This window comes from Bacillus haynesii (genome assembly GCF_001969855.1).
Classification (GTDB): Bacteria; Bacillota; Bacilli; order Bacillales; family Bacillaceae; genus Bacillus; species Bacillus haynesii.
In genome coordinates, this window is record NZ_MRBL01000002.1 from 40,597 (window position 1) to 58,122 (window position 17,526).

General features: G+C 46.4%; 14 protein-coding genes and 1 riboswitch. Of the genes, 9 read left to right on the forward strand and 5 right to left on the reverse strand.

Annotated features, from left to right (window positions below):
- Positions 1-116 precede the first annotated feature (116 nt).
- On the reverse strand, positions 117-317 hold the full coding sequence (gene cspB, locus BTA31_RS01860; RefSeq protein ID WP_003155376.1) for a cold shock-like protein CspB: 201 nt from the start codon (positions 315-317) through the stop codon (positions 117-119).
- Positions 318-620: 303 nt separating this feature from the next.
- Positions 621-734: riboswitch (SAM riboswitch) on the forward strand.
- A gap of 99 nt (positions 735-833) precedes the next feature.
- Between cspB and BTA31_RS01865 the strand changes: the two genes are divergently transcribed.
- The 4 genes from BTA31_RS01865 to BTA31_RS01880 all read left to right on the forward strand — a co-directional run bounded on the left by BTA31_RS01865 (position 834) and on the right by BTA31_RS01880 (position 4,840).
- Positions 834-1,835 (forward strand): methionine ABC transporter ATP-binding protein, encoded by a 1,002-nt coding sequence (locus BTA31_RS01865; protein WP_043926464.1) that lies wholly within the window; start codon positions 834-836, stop codon positions 1,833-1,835.
- A 2-nt stretch (positions 1,836-1,837) separates the two neighbouring features.
- Entirely contained in the window at positions 1,838-2,488 is a 651-nt protein-coding gene (locus tag BTA31_RS01870) for a methionine ABC transporter permease (protein WP_043926465.1), read from the forward strand.
- 21 nt (positions 2,489-2,509) lie between these two features.
- Positions 2,510-3,328, forward strand: a complete 819-nt coding sequence (locus BTA31_RS01875; RefSeq protein WP_043926466.1) for a MetQ/NlpA family ABC transporter substrate-binding protein — start codon at positions 2,510-2,512, stop codon at positions 3,326-3,328.
- A gap of 123 nt (positions 3,329-3,451) precedes the next feature.
- Positions 3,452-4,840: an L-cystine transporter gene (locus tag BTA31_RS01880; protein WP_094777397.1), complete on the forward strand. Its 1,389-nt coding sequence runs from the start codon at positions 3,452-3,454 to the stop codon at positions 4,838-4,840.
- A gap of 46 nt (positions 4,841-4,886) precedes the next feature.
- On the opposite strand, the gene BTA31_RS01885 is transcribed toward BTA31_RS01880, so the two are convergent.
- Together BTA31_RS01885 and BTA31_RS01890 are read right to left on the reverse strand one after the other, a co-directional pair.
- Positions 4,887-5,231: a hypothetical protein gene (locus BTA31_RS01885; protein ID WP_076788648.1), complete on the reverse strand. Its 345-nt coding sequence runs from the start codon at positions 5,229-5,231 to the stop codon at positions 4,887-4,889.
- Between the two features lie 47 nt (positions 5,232-5,278).
- The gene (locus BTA31_RS01890; protein ID WP_076788650.1) at positions 5,279-7,075 is read right to left on the reverse strand and encodes a S9 family peptidase; all 1,797 of its coding nucleotides are present in this window, start codon (positions 7,073-7,075) and stop codon (positions 5,279-5,281) included.
- A 144-nt stretch (positions 7,076-7,219) separates the two neighbouring features.
- Here BTA31_RS01890 and BTA31_RS01895 point away from each other — a divergent pair, with 144 nt between their 5' ends.
- Positions 7,220-7,780 carry a YhcN/YlaJ family sporulation lipoprotein gene (locus tag BTA31_RS01895; protein ID WP_043926469.1) on the forward strand — a complete coding sequence of 187 codons (561 nt, stop codon included), beginning with the start codon at positions 7,220-7,222 and terminating at the stop codon, positions 7,778-7,780.
- A 120-nt stretch (positions 7,781-7,900) separates the two neighbouring features.
- Positions 7,901-8,800 carry a hypothetical protein gene (locus BTA31_RS01900; RefSeq protein WP_239693117.1) on the forward strand — a complete coding sequence of 300 codons (900 nt, stop codon included), beginning with the start codon at positions 7,901-7,903 and terminating at the stop codon, positions 8,798-8,800.
- On the opposite strand, the gene BTA31_RS01905 is transcribed toward BTA31_RS01900, so the two are convergent.
- Positions 8,790-9,437, reverse strand: a complete 648-nt coding sequence (locus BTA31_RS01905) for a spore coat protein (RefSeq protein WP_043926470.1) — start codon at positions 9,435-9,437, stop codon at positions 8,790-8,792. The two genes, BTA31_RS01900 and BTA31_RS01905, sit on opposite strands and share 11 nt — an antisense overlap.
- Before the next feature lie 692 nt (positions 9,438-10,129).
- On the opposite strand from BTA31_RS01905, the gene BTA31_RS01915 reads away from it, so the two are divergent.
- The 3 genes from BTA31_RS01915 (at position 10,130) to BTA31_RS01925 (ending at position 16,468) form a co-directional block, all read left to right on the forward strand.
- A complete protein-coding gene (locus BTA31_RS01915; RefSeq protein WP_076788654.1) occupies positions 10,130-12,154 on the forward strand; it encodes an ATP-binding protein in 2,025 nt (674 codons plus the stop codon).
- 112 nt (positions 12,155-12,266) lie between these two features.
- Entirely contained in the window at positions 12,267-15,887 is a 3,621-nt protein-coding gene (locus BTA31_RS01920) for a DUF6359 domain-containing protein (protein WP_076788656.1), read from the forward strand.
- A complete protein-coding gene (locus tag BTA31_RS01925; protein WP_076788658.1) occupies positions 15,884-16,468 on the forward strand; it encodes a class D sortase in 585 nt (194 codons plus the stop codon). The genes BTA31_RS01920 and BTA31_RS01925 overlap by 4 nt, the downstream gene beginning before the upstream one ends.
- Before the next feature lie 32 nt (positions 16,469-16,500).
- Here the strand turns inward: BTA31_RS01925 and BTA31_RS01930 are convergent, their stop codons facing one another.
- The gene (locus BTA31_RS01930; protein WP_076788660.1) at positions 16,501-17,418 is read right to left on the reverse strand and encodes an RluA family pseudouridine synthase; all 918 of its coding nucleotides are present in this window, start codon (positions 17,416-17,418) and stop codon (positions 16,501-16,503) included.
- Positions 17,419-17,526: the final 108 nt, after the last annotated feature.

Below are 17,526 nucleotides of genomic sequence, written 5' to 3' on the forward strand. Positions count from 1 at the left end.
GCGGTTTTCGCAAAAAAAGCCTGACGCCGGTTTTCCGGGCGTCAGGCTTTTTTTACATATAAAAAGACTGCTGACATTCGGTCAGCAGTCCTGTATGAAGATCAGCGGTTCACAGCTTACGCTTTTGTTACGTTAGCAGCTTGTGGTCCGCGGTTTCCTTCAACGATTTCGAAAGATACAGATTGGCCTTCTTCCAAAGTTTTGAAGCCTTCGCCTTGAATAGCAGAGAAATGAACGAATACATCGTCTTGTCCTTCAACTTCGATGAATCCGAAACCTTTTTCAGAGTTAAACCATTTTACTTTACCTTCTAGCATGAAATTTCCTCCTAAAGCGATAACGCTTAAATTCACTATTCTTGCTCTAAAACAAACTTCCAAGACGAAAACTCTTACAAAACTTTCTTCTTAAAGATAGTTCGAACAAAAATAATTACCTTTACTTTACCAGTGTTTAAGCGAAATTACAACTGCTAAACACAATTTTTTTAAAAAAAGTGAAATTTAATGATCAGGGTGAAAAATAAAGCATTGAAAAGAGAGTTTTTGAAATTTTCACGAATCTGATTGACAACATTTCAAAGAAGCTGTAAAGTTAGGTAAAACTTCATGCAACAACACTTCTTATTCAGAGAGGCGGAGGGAATTGGCCCTGTGAAACCTCGGCAGCGGGTTCTGCAAACAGCAGAATACTGTGCCACATCCAACAAGCCGTACGGGCTTGGAAGATAAGAAGAGAGCGGACCCACTCTATTTACTTTGTGTCGTCAAAGGCTTCTTCTTATTTTTAAGAGGAAGCCTTTTTTGTTAGCCAAAAAGAGGAGGAAGATCATCATGATTACATTTGAAGGCGTTGAAAAGGTCTATGAAAGCGGCGGACAGAAGGTCCATGCGCTCAATGGAATCGACCTTCATGTGGATAAAGGGGAAATATACGGCGTCATCGGCTTCAGCGGCGCAGGGAAAAGCACGCTGATCCGCTGTGTGAACTTCCTTGAAAAACCGACGGCCGGAAAGGTTTTCGTCGGCGGAAGAGACTTAATGTCCCTGTCGAAAGCTGAGATTCGCACTGTAAAAAGGAAAATCGGCATGGTGTTTCAGCATTTTAACCTGCTCAATTCAAAAACGATTTTCGCTAATGTCGCAGAGCCGCTCGCGCTTGTCAAAACGCCGAAAGCCGAAATAAAGCAAAAAGTGACGGAGCTGCTCCGTTTTGTCGGGCTTGAGGATAAAGCCCGCGATTATCCGGATCAGCTTTCGGGCGGCCAAAAGCAGCGCGTCGGGATTGCCCGGGCGCTGGCGACAAATCCGGAGGTTCTGCTCTGCGATGAAGCGACATCCGCGCTTGATCCGCAGACGACCGGCGATATATTGAAGCTGCTGAAGCGCGTCAACGAACAATATAACATCACGATTCTGTTAATCACTCATGAAATGAATGTGGCAAAAGAAATCTGCGACAAAGTCGCGGTCATTGAAAAAGGAAGGATCATTGAATCCGGCAGTGTGTTTGACGTATTTTCCGCGCCGGAAACCGAAACGGCTAAAAGCTTTGTCAAATCAGCCATCGACCATGAGATACCTGAATCGATTCAAAAATTAAATGTGAAGCACCTTTACCAGCTTCAATTTGTCGGTGAATCTTCTGGGAAGCCTTTTCTTTCTCAAGTGGCAAAGCGGTTTGACGTAGAAGTCAACATTCTGCACGGAACGATAACAGAGCTTCAGGGGATTCCGTTTGGCAGCATGACGGTGGAACTGCAAGGGGAAGATGGTGAAATCGGGCGGGCGCTCGAATATATACGCAGAGAAAACATTCGCATCAGGGAGGTATAAGCATGCTTGTTACATACGACCAAATCATTGACGCACTGGTTCAGACGATTCAAATGACGGTTTTTTCGCTTTTATTTTCAAGCGTGATCGGCATTCCGCTCGGCATTTTGCTGGTTGTCACAAGGAAGGGGCATCTGCTTGAAAATGCGGCAGTTTTTACGGTTGTCAATATGATCATTAACATTTTCCGGTCCGTCCCGTTTATCATTTTGATGGTTGCTTTAATTCCGGTGACAAGGCTGATTGTGGGGACGTCCATCGGCACATCGGCAGCGATTGTTCCTCTGACTTTTTATGCGGGGCCTTACATCGCAAGGCTCGTCGAGAACTCTCTGCTTGAAGTGGATCCGGGAGTTATTGAAGCAGCTGAAGCAATGGGAGCGACTCCGCGGCAGATCATCTTCAGGTTTCTGATTCCGGAAGCGCTCGGTTCGCTGGTGCTGAGTTTTACGGTGGCAACGGTCGGATTAGTCGGAGCATCGGCGATGGCCGGTGCGATAGGTGCCGGCGGTCTTGGGGATTTGGCGATCACATACGGCTACCAAAGATTTGATACGCTGACGATGATCATCACGGTTGCCATTCTCGTCATCGTTGTGCAGGGATTGCAGACATCCGGAAACGTCCTGTCAAAAAAATTGAGAAGAAGATAAACAGAGAGGGAGACAGTTATGATGAAAAAATTTGCTTTTGTAGTGATCTTATTGCTGCTTGCTGGAGTGATCGCAGGGTGTGCGGCAGACTCTGATGCGAAAACGATTAAAATCGGCATCAGCGGAACGGATACGAGAATCTGGGACTTTGTGAAGAAAAAAGCCGAGAAAGAAGGCTTAAAGCTTGAAATTGTTAAATACTCCGACTATGTTCAGCCAAACCAGGCTTTGGCGGGCGGTGACATTGACGCCAACGCTTTTCAGACGATATCCTACTTTAATGCATTCAAAAAGGAACGCAATCTTGAACTATCGCCGATCGGCACAACGATCATCGCTCCGATGGGCATTTATTCCGAGAAGTATGGCTCGCCTGACGATATACCAAACGGCGCGGAAATCGCCGTTCCGAGCGAAGCGACGAACATGGGCAGAGCCTTGCTTCTGCTGGAGTCCGCCGGCCTGCTTCAATTAAAGGACGGATTTGACGGAAACGGAACACTTGATGCGATTAAAGAAAATCCGAAAAAACTCAAAATCACAACGGTGGCCGCAGAGCAAACGCCACGCGTGCTTCCCGATGTCGCTGCATCCGTCATCAACAACGGCATAGCGGTTGATGCCGGCTTCCATCCTGTCAAAGATTCGATCAAACTGGAAGACGAAACAGCGACACCGTACATCAACATTATTGCGGCCAGAACAGAAGACCGGGATCGCGAAGATTTGAAAAAGATCGTCGAGCTGTACCAATCAGACGATACCGCTGAATTGATCAAAAAAGAGTTTGACGGTGCACAGCTTCCGACTTTTGTTCCACTGAAAGACATCGGCGAATAAAATGTCAGTCGCGCAATTGATTCCCGGGTCATATATTGAAATGCATCGATAATTCCTACTTGACCAATCAGGTTTGTTGTACTATAGTTTTTAAATGTAAAAAATTCTGGGGGTGCTTTTGTTATCATGACATTATTTGTTGTTATTAATATTATCGTCATGCTCGGCCTGATGGCGCTCCTTTATATGATGCAAAAAAAGCATGTTTCTTTTTCTAAGCGGGTATTTACCGCTCTGGGAATCGGAATTGTTTTTGGATTCGCTTTGCATTTTATATATGGTTCGTCTTCAGAAACGATTACGCAAACTTCTGATTGGTTTAATATTGCAGGCGGCGGCTATGTCAAGCTTTTGCAGATGATCGTCATGCCGCTTGTATTCATCTCGATTTTGGGTGCTTTTACAAAGCTTAAACTGACGCACAATATCGGAAAAATCAGCGGACTGATCATCGGGCTCTTGATCGCGACGACAGCCGTTGCTGCTGCGGTGGGAATCGCGTCCGCGCTTGCTTTTGACCTGCAGGCCGTCCACGTGGATCAAGGCCAGGCGGAGTCAATGAGAGGGGCGGAACTCGAACAGAAATCGCAGAACATGGAAGCCAAAACGCTTCCGCAGCAAATTGTCGAGCTTCTTCCTGGAAATCCGTTTTTAGACTTTACAGGAGCACGACCGACATCAACGATCGCAGTTGTTATTTTTGCGGCTTTCCTTGGGATCGCTTATCTTGGGGTCAATCGAAAACAGCCTGAACAAGCTGAACTTTTCAAAAAGATGGTTGATGCCATGTATGCGATCATTATGCGTGTAGTGACCTTGATTCTGAGGCTGACGCCTTACGGTGTACTGGCGATCATGACAAAAACGATTGCAACGAGCGACCTCGACAGCATTGCCAAGCTCGGCAAATTTGTCATCGCTTCATATGCGGCGCTGATCGTCATGTTCATCATTCACCTGCTGCTCATTACATTCAGCGGTTTAAATCCTGTCACATACTTGAAAAAGGCGTTTCCAGTTCTTGTATTCGCGTTTACATCAAGATCAAGCGCAGGCGCTTTGCCGCTGAACATTAAAACGCAGCGAAGCCTTGGTGTTCCCGAAGGCATTGCAAACTTTGCCGGATCCTTCGGACTGTCCATCGGACAAAACGGATGTGCCGGAATTTACCCTGCAATGCTCGCGATCATGATTGCGCCGACTGTCGGACAAAATCCGCTTGAACCGTCATTCCTGTTCACGGTTATCGCTGTTGTTGCGATCAGCTCTTTCGGAGTGGCAGGCGTCGGCGGAGGTGCGACATTTGCAGCGCTTCTCGTCCTTTCAGCGTTAAATATGCCTGTCGCGCTTGCCGGACTGCTGATTTCGGTTGAACCGCTGATCGACATGGGGCGTACGGCTCTCAATGTCAGCGGCAGCATGACGTCTGGCCTTGTGACGAGCAAAGTAACAAATGAACTTGAAAAAGACACGTATGAAGACCGTACAAATATCATTGAAGCAGAAGTATAAAAGAAGAACGGCCCGCACAGCTTGATAGCTTGTGTGGGCCGTTTTTTTATGAATAACTTTGGTCTGTATCGAACATCGTCTGATTTGCAGCCTGATCGTTCGTGGCATTCACCGGAGCGGCAGTCATTTGACCTGATGGATGCTGGTCATTTGCCGTATGGCCTGACTGGCGGTGTTGATGTGATTGTCCTCCTGGATTAAAAGCCTGTTTGATCATGTCAGCCGGATTCATCATCGTCTGATTGCTGCCGTTTCCTTGTTGCCTTCCTCCCATGCGGTTCGCAAACATGCCGGTCAATCTTTTGCGGATTTCGGGAGAAAAAGCCGCGGTTAATGCGGCTGATCCTAAAACTAATACAGCGGGATGGATACCTGATCTTCTTCTAAACAAAGGGTCAACCTCCTTTTTACGTATACCATCCCCAGTCGGGATCGGTTTTATTCTTCAAGCTGTGCCGCGGGAGATAAGCGGTGCTTTTCAAAAAATTCGAAAATTTCGCGGTAGGCTTTGATTTTATTTTCTTTTTTAGAAAAGCCGTGCCCTTCATTTTCCAAAACGAGATACTCGATATTCCGCCCCATGTTCCTCAACCGATCGATGACCTGATCGGACTCTTCCTTTACGACGCGCGGATCGTTTGCGCCTTGGATGATCAGCATCGGATGAGTCATATTATCCAGGTATGTAACAGGAGAATCGGCTTTCATTTTTTCATAATCCCGCTCCGGATTGCCGACCCATTTTTCCATCATCGGCTGCCAGAAATCGGGTACGGTTTTGACGAACGAAAACAGATTGCTGACTCCGCATATATCGACGACGGCGCGGAAATACTCAGGATGCCTCCCGTGAAGCAAAAGCGACATATACCCGCCGTAGCTGCCTCCCATTAAAAAGAGTTTTTCGCGGTCCGCAAGCTTTTGATCGATAAGCCAGTCGATGCCCGCGATCATATCGAGACGCGGTCCGTCTCCCCAATCTTGTTCGACCATTTTAAAGAAGGAATAACCGTAATTCGCTGATCCTCTGAAATTAGGGGCGAATAACTGGTAGCCCATTTTCGCAGCAAGTTGAAAGATATCGTAGAACATAAAGGTTTCTGCATCCTGCGGTCCGCCGTGCGGCCAAATAATCGTCCAGCCGTTCGCTTCTTCTGGGAGGGGCTTAAACAGCAGTCCTTCTATTGCGAGACCGTCAAAAGAAGGATATGTCACAACTTCCGGATATGACAGCTCCTGTTCGGAGAAACCCGGAACCGAATGTTTCGTTAATTGCCGCCATTTTGCCTGTCCTTTCATTAATACATAGAGATTAGCCGGCCTGGTCGGCGTCGAGCCGAGAATGTACAGCGCACCCGAAGAGGCGCAGTGTATTTTCGAAATGGATGTGCAAGGGCAATCCACCTGCCGATTCTCTCCCGTTGTTGTGTTGTACTCATACATCACCTCTTTGACACCTTTTTTTCCAATAAGATAAAGGAAAGTTCCATTCGGGTCAGCGTGGATGGATGTTAAATCAGTTTTGTCAACCGAAAGTACCGGCGTAAAAATACCGGATGATACATTGTACAAGGCAAGGTATGAGAACTCGGCTTCGTAGTTTGTCGTGACGAATAACCGGTCATCAGATGCAAAATGAGAAGAATAAACCATATGAGGCAGCGTCTCATCGGGGGCGATTCCTGTCGTCACGCCTTCAGCAGTATGGATCATACAGACAGAGTGGCTGTTGACGTTGTAGACATGAATGCTGACGGCTTTCTCGCCAGGGCTTACATCAGCCAGTATTGAAGTTCCGTCTTTTCCTTCAAAAATAAGTTCTTCTTTTTCAGTGAGGCAATCGTATCTGTATGTATTTAAAAATGTCGGATTGTCCTTTGTAGAGGAGTAGTAAACAGCGTTTTGCACAGGGATGGGCTCGAAGTGGCGGTCTGATTTATTTCCGTTTAATGAATGGAGCGACCCGTTTTTTGAAGAAAGCTTGTACAGTCCGCTTTGTTCGTTGCCGTCATTGTCAAAACCGGCAAAAAGGATAGAGCCGTCGGGATTGTAGGCGATTCCGTTTGAATCCTGATTCAAAAATGACAGCTGATACGGATACGTTTCGGGGAGATCCATCGCCCACAGATTCGATGTTCCGTTGAGGTTCGTATCAAAAACAAGCTGCGTCTCATCGGGATGGACCGCAAAGTCTTTAATGCGCAGCACATGCAAAATGTTTTTAGTTTTTTCCATTTCGTATACACCTCCGGATTATTTTGGGTATTTTTCATTCAATAAGATCATAACAAAAGTCGCGTATAAAAAATATCCTTTAGACAAATAAATAACACGAAAAAGAAAAAAACTATACGTAAATCATTAAAGGAGGTAATTTTAATGTTCAATTTGAAAAAAAGCGCGATTGCTGCTTTGCTCCTTCCGCTGTTGTTCACAGCCGGATGTGGCATGGCAAACCAGGGGGCGGATAACAACCGCCGCAACCAGGACAATGCGCTTCAAAATGTAACAAACAGAGACAACGACCGCACGAATGTCAATGACGGCAGAAACGTCAACGACCAAATGAATGTGACAGACAACCGCGATGCCAATCGGGAAGACAATAATATGGAAGTGGCGGATAGAGCCGCAGACAAAGTGGCGGAACTGAAAGAAGTCAGAAGTGCAAATGTGATTACGACAAACCGCAATGCTTATGTCGCGGTCGTTTTGAAAGGTAATCCGAAAGGCAACGTGACGAATGAGCTGAAAGGGAAAATCTCGAAAAAGGTTAAAGAAACAGACAATAACATCAACAATGTGTTCGTTTCGGCAAATCCTGACTTTGTTGACCGAATGACAAACTATGGCGACAGAATTCAAAATGGCGAACCGATCGAGGGCTTGTTTGAAGAATTCGGTGAAACGATCAACAGAGTCTTTCCGAATCAAAGATAATGATAAAAAAGCCGCAATTTGCGGCTTTTTTTATTGGCTGCTTTTCAGACAGGCCACTTCCTGAACGATCCCGCATAGTGTGTAGTACAGAGAAGCACTACGCGGATGGAGGGATAATCGGTGACGGGAGAGGTAAAAGCGGCCTTTGTTTTAATGATGGCAGGCACTCTATCCGCTCTGTTATTGGCTGTTTTTGTCATGTTCGGCCAAGAGAGCCCAGAGGCGGCTGTTCTTTCGGGGAAAAAAGAAAAACTGAAAGAATCGCTGGAAATGGTTAAATATGAAAGTGTCAGCATTTATTACGCTGAAAAAGATAGACCGATCCTGGAGCTGACAAAGGAGACGCTTCGGGATGCCGCTGACATGAATCGGGAACTGTTTGCCAGTCCTCTTCAAGACAGCGTTGATTTGATCTTTTTTTCAAACCGTGATGATATGGAGTCGTTTTCAAAATTAAAGGATATAACCGGATTTTACTCAAATGATATGCGGATGATCGGGCTTTTACCCGAGGAGAGAACGCATCTGAATAGCGGCGAGGGATTCGCCGTCTTCCTGTACAAACGGGTGCTGGTACATGAGTATACCCATTATGCTTTTCACGTCAAGCTGAGAGAACTGAATGCCGATCCGGCAGCTTATCCGCTCTGGTTTCACGAAGGGGTGGCGGAATGGGCTTCTGCTCATGACGCGATAGAGATCCGGACTTTGCCGTCAATTGTTCCCTTGAGCAAGCTGAAGACCGACCGACAGTGGCAAAAAGCCCGTACTGGATATGAAACCGATATTTATTTACAAAGTTATTATTTGATTGAAGAGCTCGCACAGAAAAAAGGAAGGGGGGTCATCCTCGACATTATCGAGGAAACGGCTGAGCGGGGAAGTTTTGAAGACGGATTTAAGGCCGCTGTCGGTCAGTCGTTAACAGGTTTTGAAAAAGAATTCAAACGGAAATACGAAGCGAAAAAAACGGCATGGAAGGTTTCATCCTTCCATGCCGTTTTCATGATTAATGAATAGGTCTCTGCTGCCCATTCGGAGGCATTTGCGGCTGACCTTGTACCGGAGCGAATGCTGAAGTCATCTTCTGCATGTCTTGCGGTGCAAGCTGAGGAACTTGATAGTATCCGTGTTTGTTCTGATAAAGGAAAATTTCATAAGCCATTTCGATATAGTGAGGAATCTGGTCTGCCAGAACTCTTCTGCAGACAGGGTTTGTCACTTCCGGAGCCGCCATGGCCAATGCCGAACAATTGGTTTTCATCAAGCCGAGCATAAAGCTGCTGATACAGGCGTCATCAATGGCCTGCACGGATTGCTTCGGCTGTTTCGGCTGGGCATCTTTTAACCCGTAGACAAATTGGCGATCCTCTTTCATCATATACGTTGCCGTTTCCTGACTCGGCTTTTGCCCCGTTCTGAAACATTCTGTCGTGATGTTGTACTGAGACGAAATAAACCGGTGCTGCCTGTCCAAAATATCGAGCAGCTCCGGATCTTTGACTTGCTCTCTGAACATCATATATTGCTCAAGAACGCCGATCATTCCGGACAGCACTTCATGCATGTCAAACACTTCGTGGCCCCCGTGATTCATATGCTGCATTCCTTCATTGCCTTGATTGATTTGCATTTGCGGCTGGTTTTGCTGTTCCACTCTAACGTATCCTCCTTAAATGTAATTCAACTATTATATTTCGTTTTTGCCGGCATGTTTATTCAAAAAAGGAATAATCGATAAACTGGATTTAAAGGGATTTTATTCTAACCGTCGAATAGTTTAGTTCAGAAGAAAATATTATGGGGGTCTTGTGTTCAAGACAGTTTATCATCTCATTGGTCGAAAATGGGAATAACGGTCATTTTGGTGTCAAATTGAAAAAACTGTGTATCAGGAGAGGAAATTTAGGCCGGTTTTGAGATCCCTCGTACCTATGTAAAACGGAGCACATATCTGCCGGGCGATGATGAAATGTTCACGCATGTTTCCGGCAGTAAAGGAATTCGGTGAGTAGATGGATGTCTGATATCCGAAAAAACAAATGAACCGAAACAGGTCGGATTCAAATAAAGGCTGCCGGAAGAAGAATAAAAGCCGATGTCGGTCTTGTGTTCATGCACTATTGTTCAAATATGGACCGAAAAACAGTCGAATCGCAATGCCCGGCTGGATATCGGCATGAAGAACTTTGGCATTTAAAGAAGATGCCTGCAAACTTTTTATTGCCCCTGCGCGATCTGTAAAGGATTCTCCCTCCGTAAATGATTTCAGCTGCCAATCATCATGAAAATGCAAAAAAAGGTGTTTTCCTTTTTGATTTTTGCACTTAGAAAAGGAGGAGTTTTGTAATGCTGGGCTCAAGTGAGACGGTTGGAAAAATGTCAGGTTTATTTGGTAATGATTCTGTGTATCCGAAGGTGCAAACAGAAGTTTATAAAAAAATCAATGAACTGAGTGGTTTTCATAAGCTGGATGATATTTACCTTTCCTTGATCGACCAGTATATGTTTCCTTGTCTGATCCTGAATGACCGGGGAGAAATTGTCGCGTCCTCGGAAAGTGCTGAACAATTTTTGAAAAGCTCAAAAGGCAACATTCATCATGGTTTTCCCGCGAGCTTATCCGTGCAGGTCAATGCCGCTTTACAGCGGGTAAAGAAAGAGAAAAAAGAAGTGTCGTTAAAAAACGTCCCGATTTATTTAAGCGGTGAACTATCCTTTGTTCATTTGACATTAAAAAGTTTCTTCCGTCAGTATCACAAGCTTTATGTGCTGTTTATCGAAAAAGCAAAAGAAGGGGCAGGCCGCGCGCCGCAATCCGGCGGAGAGGACGGTCAGCTTCATCTGCAACATCTGTACCGGACGGTAAAAGAGCTCGAAGCGTCCAACGATGCTTTAGTGTCTGCCAATCAAAAGCTGCAGGAGGAAAACAGAAAATTGACGGCGCTCAACAGGGCGTTTGAAAAGAAAGTGACTGAGCTGAACGCCCTGAAGAATGATATGAACAATCTGCTGACCAGCACGAACACCGCCGCCGTTTTTTTGGATCAGGAGTTGAAATTGAAATTATTTACCCCGGAAGCTGCCAATATGTTCGACCTGAAAAAGGAGGACCTCTCAAGACCCGCCGATAAGCTGACGGAGAGATTTAAGTATGAAGGGTATGCCGATGACTTAAGGCGCACGCTTTATGAACACAAGACGGTCATCAAAGAGTTCGAAATGCCAAACGGCGGCTGGTATGCCGTGAAAATGATCCCTTATTATGCTTCGGGAAACAAGGTTGAAGGCATTGTTGTCACATTCACGAATGTCACTGAACTGAAAATGACAAACGAGGCGCTGCATATCAGCTCACAAGCTATTGATCAAAGTCCGTCCAACATATTGATCACTTCTGTCGACGGTTCGGTCACTTATGCAAACAAACGCTTTTGCCGGATGCTTGGAAAACATCAGGATGACATCATCGGCGGCAATGTATTTGACATTTACCGCAAGCATTTTCACTGTGAGGAACTCAATCGCTTCTGGAAACGCGTCATTGAAAAGAAACCATGGTCAGGGGAACTTCATTACCAGGATGAGGAGCAAGAGGACAGGTGGGAGCAAATCTCCCTTGTTCCTGTGGAGGACAGCGCGGGGAACGTTCAACAGGTGATGCTGATATCCGAGGACATTACAAACCAAAAGCGATCTGAAAAAATGCTCATGAAATCGGAAATGCTGTCAGCGGTCGGGCAGCTCGCTGCCGGAATCGCTCATGAAATCCGAAATCCCCTCACATCTCTGAAAGGGTTTCTCCAGCTGATGATCCAGTCTAAAAAATATCAAAAAGACTATGCAGAAGTGATGATGTCTGAATTCATCAGGCTTGAAGCGATTATCAACGAATTTCTCGTATTGGCCAAAACAAAATCGACTACATTTGATCCGGTTCAGGTCAACTCGATTGTTGAAGATGTCTGCATGGTATTGGAGTCGCAGGCCGTGCTGAACAATGTGCGGATCGAGAAACAGCTGAGCGGAGATCTTCCTGAGATTCTCGCTGTTTCAAATGAGCTGAAACAGGTTTTCCTCAATATATTAAAAAATGCAATCGAGGCGATGGAGGATGCTGAAGGCTTTATTACGATACGTTCCTATTTTGAAAAAGACAGCGTATTCATCACCTTTGAAGATCAGGGAAAGGGCATCTCAAAAGATGTGCTTGAAAAGCTAGGGGAGCCATTTTATACAACGAAAGAAAAAGGAACCGGGCTCGGATTAATGGTTACATTTAAAATTATTGAAAATCACGGCGGAAGCATACATTTTGAAAGCGAAGAAGGAAAAGGAACGATCGTAAAATTGAAGCTTCCGATTAAAGAATGAGAATGCGGTCATCCCTGTTCTCATTCTTTTTTGAAATTTTTACAAAAAAATCATATGGCCTTTATAATCATCAGATAAATTTGACAGGAAGCAAAAAACGGGAGGCGAATATATGATCAATGTTCTAAAGAGTCGTTTTATGGCTGGTTTGACGATCACGCTTATGATGATTGCGTCTTTTTTGACGCCGTTTGCGGGCGTATCGCATGCTTCAGAAACGATTACCGTAGAAGAAGCCATTAAGCATAACGAAGGGCATGCAGCCGTTGAAGGCTATGTCGTCGGGCACACTGTATCGAGCGGCCATTATCATTTCAGCGGAAATTTCGCGAACGATTATAATATCGCAATCGCTGATCAAAAAGAGGAAACATCACCGGAGAACATACTCCCCGTGCAGATACCCGCATCTTTCAGAGATCAGTTCGGTTTAAAGACAAACCCTCACCTCATCGGAAAAAAACTCATCATCGAAGGCGAACGCACTACATATTTTAATTCCCCGGGTTTGAAATCTGTTCAATCCATCACATTTTCTGAAGGCGACGCATCTCCTGTCCAGCCTGAGATCAAAACGATAGCCGAAGCGCGCAAGCTTTTAAATGAAACGGTCAAAATCAAAGGAATCGTCACTGCGGATCAGGCGGCTGTCGGAGGAGGAAAGCTGTCCACATTTATCCAGGACGACACGGCGGGAATCAATATCTATTCAGCTGCACAAGGCGATTTTCCGGAGCTGAAAGAGGGAATGTCCGTTTCGGTCACGGGGAAGATCACGACATACAAAGGTTTGACAGAAGTCGTTCCCGCACCGTCAGGCATTGAAGTAACCGGAGAAGGAGCGGTACTGCCCGACCCTGTTCAACTGACCATTCAAGATGTGCTTGATCAGGAAATGGCAGCTGAATACGAAGGCCGGCTTGTGAAGCTGAAAGGCTTTATTGAAACAAAGCCGGATGCGCCGGCAGGCGGCGGCTATAATATCACGATGATCGATGAGAACTATCATCCGCTCACGCTAAGGGTGATGGAAGAAACGAATGCCGCCGGTTCAATAGAACAAGGACAATGGTACGAAATCACCGGCATATTAAGCCGCTATGATACGGTGCAGCTTCTGCCGAGAAAACAGGAAGATCTTCGGAAACTAGACGGAATCGCACATCCTCCCCCCGCTGCTGAAGGGGAATACGAAAGCGTTGTGGAACGGGTTGTCGACGGGGATACGATCCACTTAAAAGAGCCGGTTCTCGGATCTACAAAAGTCCGCTATGTCAACATAGATACAGCCGAAACTTATCATAAGCCGAAAAATGAATTAGATGAAAATCAGCTAAAGCACGGAAACAAGGCGAAGGAATATTTGCAGTCTATATTGGCTCCGGGAGACGAAGTCACCGTGAAAGTGGGCAAGGAAGCAAAAGACAGCTACGGCCGCCTGCTTGCCCAAGTCATCACTGAAGACGGCGTCAATACGAATTTGCAACTTGTCCAAAAAGGGATGGCTGTAAGCTATTTCATTTGGCCGGTTGGAAGTGATGAAGACTATCAATTGTTTCAAAACGCCGTCAAAAAGGCGAAAGACGAGAAAATCGGCATTTGGAATCCCGCTGATCCGCTCCTCGAAATGCCGTTTGAGTTTCGCGCCAGGGAGCAAGGCAAAGGGCTGACGCGGCATGTCGGAGACTCTGCGGAAAAAACGTATGTCGCGCCTGAAAAGTGGCGGGAGATTCCGGTGGAAAGACGAATTTTCTTTGCGTCGGCTAAAGAAGCGGAAGCTGCAGGCTATTCGAAAAAAGAGCAAAGCGGCAATATTCCGCTGCGCCTGTTAAGCATGAATGATCTGCACGGAAAGATCGATCAGCAATATCAGCTCGATCTAAACGGCGATGGCCGGATGGATGGAACATTCGGCAGGATGGATTATGCAGCAGCATTGATTAAAGAGAAAAAAGCCGAGCGGGAAAATACGCTGATCGTCCACGCAGGCGATATGATCGGCGGAAGCTCGCCGGTTTCTTCCCTGCTTCAGGACGAACCGACAGTTGAAGTCATGGAGGAAATCGGATTTGATGTGGGAACCGTCGGGAACCACGAGTTTGATGAAGGGACCGATGAGCTGCTGCGCATTTTGAACGGCGGCGAACACCCTGAAGGGAAAGGGACAAAAGGTTATGACGGACAGAATTTCCCGCTTGTCTGCGCCAATTGCAAGTTGAAAACAAACGGGGAAAGCTTTCTTCCTCCATATGAAATCATTGAAGTTGAAGGAGTGCCTGTCGCTTTTATCGGCCTTGTGACACAGGCGGCCGCCAATATGGTCATGCCCGAAGGTATTCGCTCAATTGAATTTACAGATGAAGCAAAGGCCGTCAACCAGGCTGCAAAAGAACTGAAAGCGAAAGGGGTCCGGGCAATAGCGGTGCTCGCCCATATGACAGCTTCACAGGACGGGGGAGTTGTGACCGGCGAATCAGCCGAACTTGCTAAAAAAGCAGATCCAGAGATCGATGTCATCTTTGCCGGCCACAATCATGAAGTGGTCAATGGCCAAGTGAATGATATTTTAATCGTTCAAGCATACGAATACGGGAAGGCAATCGGTGTCGTTGATCTTGAAATCGACCGGGAAACGAAAGACATCGTTCACAAGAAAGCGGAAATCGAATATGTGAATCAGGAAAAGCTCAAGCCTGATCCGGCGGTCGGTCAGATACTGGATAAATATGAGCGGATGGTTGCGCCGATCATCAGCGAGAAAGTCGGTGAAGCTGCACACGACATGGCCGGCGGCTATTCAAATGACGGAGACACCCCTCTCGGGAATCTGATTGCTGACGGCATGCGGCACGCGATGAATTCAGATTTCGCATTAATGAACGGGGGCGGCATCCGGCAAGATTTAAAAAAAGGAACGATTACATGGGGAGACTTATTCAATATCCAGCCTTTCGGCAATGTACTCGTCCGGCTTGAAATTAAAGGCAGGGATTTATACGATATTATAGACGCACAAATATCCCCATCATACGGCCCGGATTACTCAATCAGCGGCTTTCATTATAGGTGGGACCCGAAAACAAACAAAACCGTAGATATTTTTCTTGAGGACGGAACACCGATTGATTTAGACCGGACGTATACGCTGACCGTGAACAACTTTATGGCATCAGCTTCAGGAAGCAAGTATTTGCCGATTTCCCGGCTCGGAAAAAATCCGGTCACAGGCCCGGAAGATATCGAAGCCACAGTCAAATTTGTCAAAAGCTTTAAAGAACCGATCGCTTATACTGCGGAAGGGAGAATCAAAAAATTAGCAGAAGATGATTCGCGTCCGGGAGAAGGGCCCGGAAGCGGGGCTGATCCTGATGATGAAGAAAAACCCGGAAGCGGAGACGCTGATCCGAATGACGAAGAAAAACCGTCTGGAGATAAGGGCGATGGGGTAAAGCCCGGCAATGACAGCGGAGAAAGGCCGGTTTATGATAGGACCGGCGATGCTTCAAAGAGCGGCGCTATTCCTGTTGCGGGCGTGACGATCGGTGAAGGATTAGAGGCGCCTGCGGAGAAGATGGACGGTCTGTCACATGATGCGTTTTTGTCAGACACGCGTGAAGAGCACAAGCTACCCGATACGGCGGCAGCTTACGGCGGTTTCCTTTTGTACGGCTTCCTGACGTTTATGTTCGGAGCGATTCTTTATATGCGGAAAAGGGGTATTGCAAGACTATGAAAGTCAAGATGTTATCGTTTCTGCTGATGACAGCGGGGCTTGCCATTTTTGTATACGGCGGCTGGAAGATATTCGATATGAACAGACAAACCGATATTTCTTTAACTGAAGCAAAAGAGGCCATTGCATCGAGTCAATCCGTCCGTTCGGCCAAGCACCCCTCAGCGCCCGCTTCATTTAAGCCCGCCAACGGCGAAGCGGCAGGTATCCTCCATATTCCCAGACTGGGCGCGGAGCTTCCCATCGTTGAAGGGACCAGTCCCGATGATTTGGAGAAAGGCGTCGGTCATTATAAAGGCAGTTATTATCCAAAACAAAACGGGCAAATTGTTCTTTCAGGGCACAGGGATACCGTTTTTCGCAGAACAGGGGAGCTGGAAATCGGCGATAAACTGAAAATCGAGCTTCCATACGGAAGCTTCGAATATGAAATCACACACACGAAAATTGTTGATCAGGATGATACATCCATCATTACGCTGCAGCACGAAAAAGAAGAACTGCTGTTAACGACATGCTATCCGTTTTCTTATGTCGGAAATGCGCCTGAACGCTATATTATTTATGCAAAACCGCTTTAAGGCTGTCCATCAAGGACAGCCTTTTTTACCATTTAATCAATCGTACCGAACAGTCGTCCGATTTCGTATTTCAAATCATCCGGAAGCGGTGCCGTGACAGTGACGCGTTCTTTTGTGATCGGATGGGTGACATTGATTTCGATTGCGTGAAGAGCCTGCCTCTGAAAAAGCCCCTGTGAACCGCCGTATAAGGTATCGCCTGACAAAGGATGACCGATGCTTGCAAGGTGAACACGTATTTGGTGGGTTCGGCCTGTCTCCAGCTGAAGTCTGCATAGTGTAACATCGTGACGGCTGTCATATCCTTTTGATTCAAAATGGGTAACGGCGGGCTGTCCGGAATTGGACACCCTTCTTCTGACAGAGTGGTACCTGTCTCTGCCGATCGGCGCCGAAATGGTACCTGTTTGTTTTCTGAATTTTCCTTCCGCTACGGCTACATATGTCCGCGCCAGTTCTTTTCTTTGCAGCTGTTCGTCTAAAAGGGCATGGGCGAGGCGGTGCTTTGCAAAAACGACAGCGCCGCTCGTATCCTTGTCAAGACGGTGGACGTGCCGGACTTTTCGCTCCTCCCCGTTCATTTGAAAATAAAACGCCACAAGGTTGCTCAGCGTGCCGGTCTGGCCGGCTTCATTCGGATGTGTCGCCATTCCCGCCGGCTTATTGACAATGAGCATGTGATCATCTTCAAACAGGACGGGAAGTTCCCCGTATTTAGGGACGATTCCGCTTTCTTCTTCCTCTCTGAGATCGATCGTCACGCTGTCTCCGCTCTCAAGCTGAACGTTATGATCCACGGTTTTATGATTCACTTTAATTTTCTCGTTTGCGATCCAGTATTGAATGACAGGCTTCGATGCTTTCGCTTCTCTTTTTAAATATGCAAATAAAAGTTCGCCGTGATGGCGGTTGTCTGCACTGAAGAATAAGCCGTGATTTTTTTGGTTCATTTTTACTGCTCCTTTCTGTAAAAAGCGTTGAGCCATTAGGAAACACTTACCTTCACAGCCCATTGTTTATGTATGCTATTCTGTTTGAAGAGATTAGAACAAGGGATG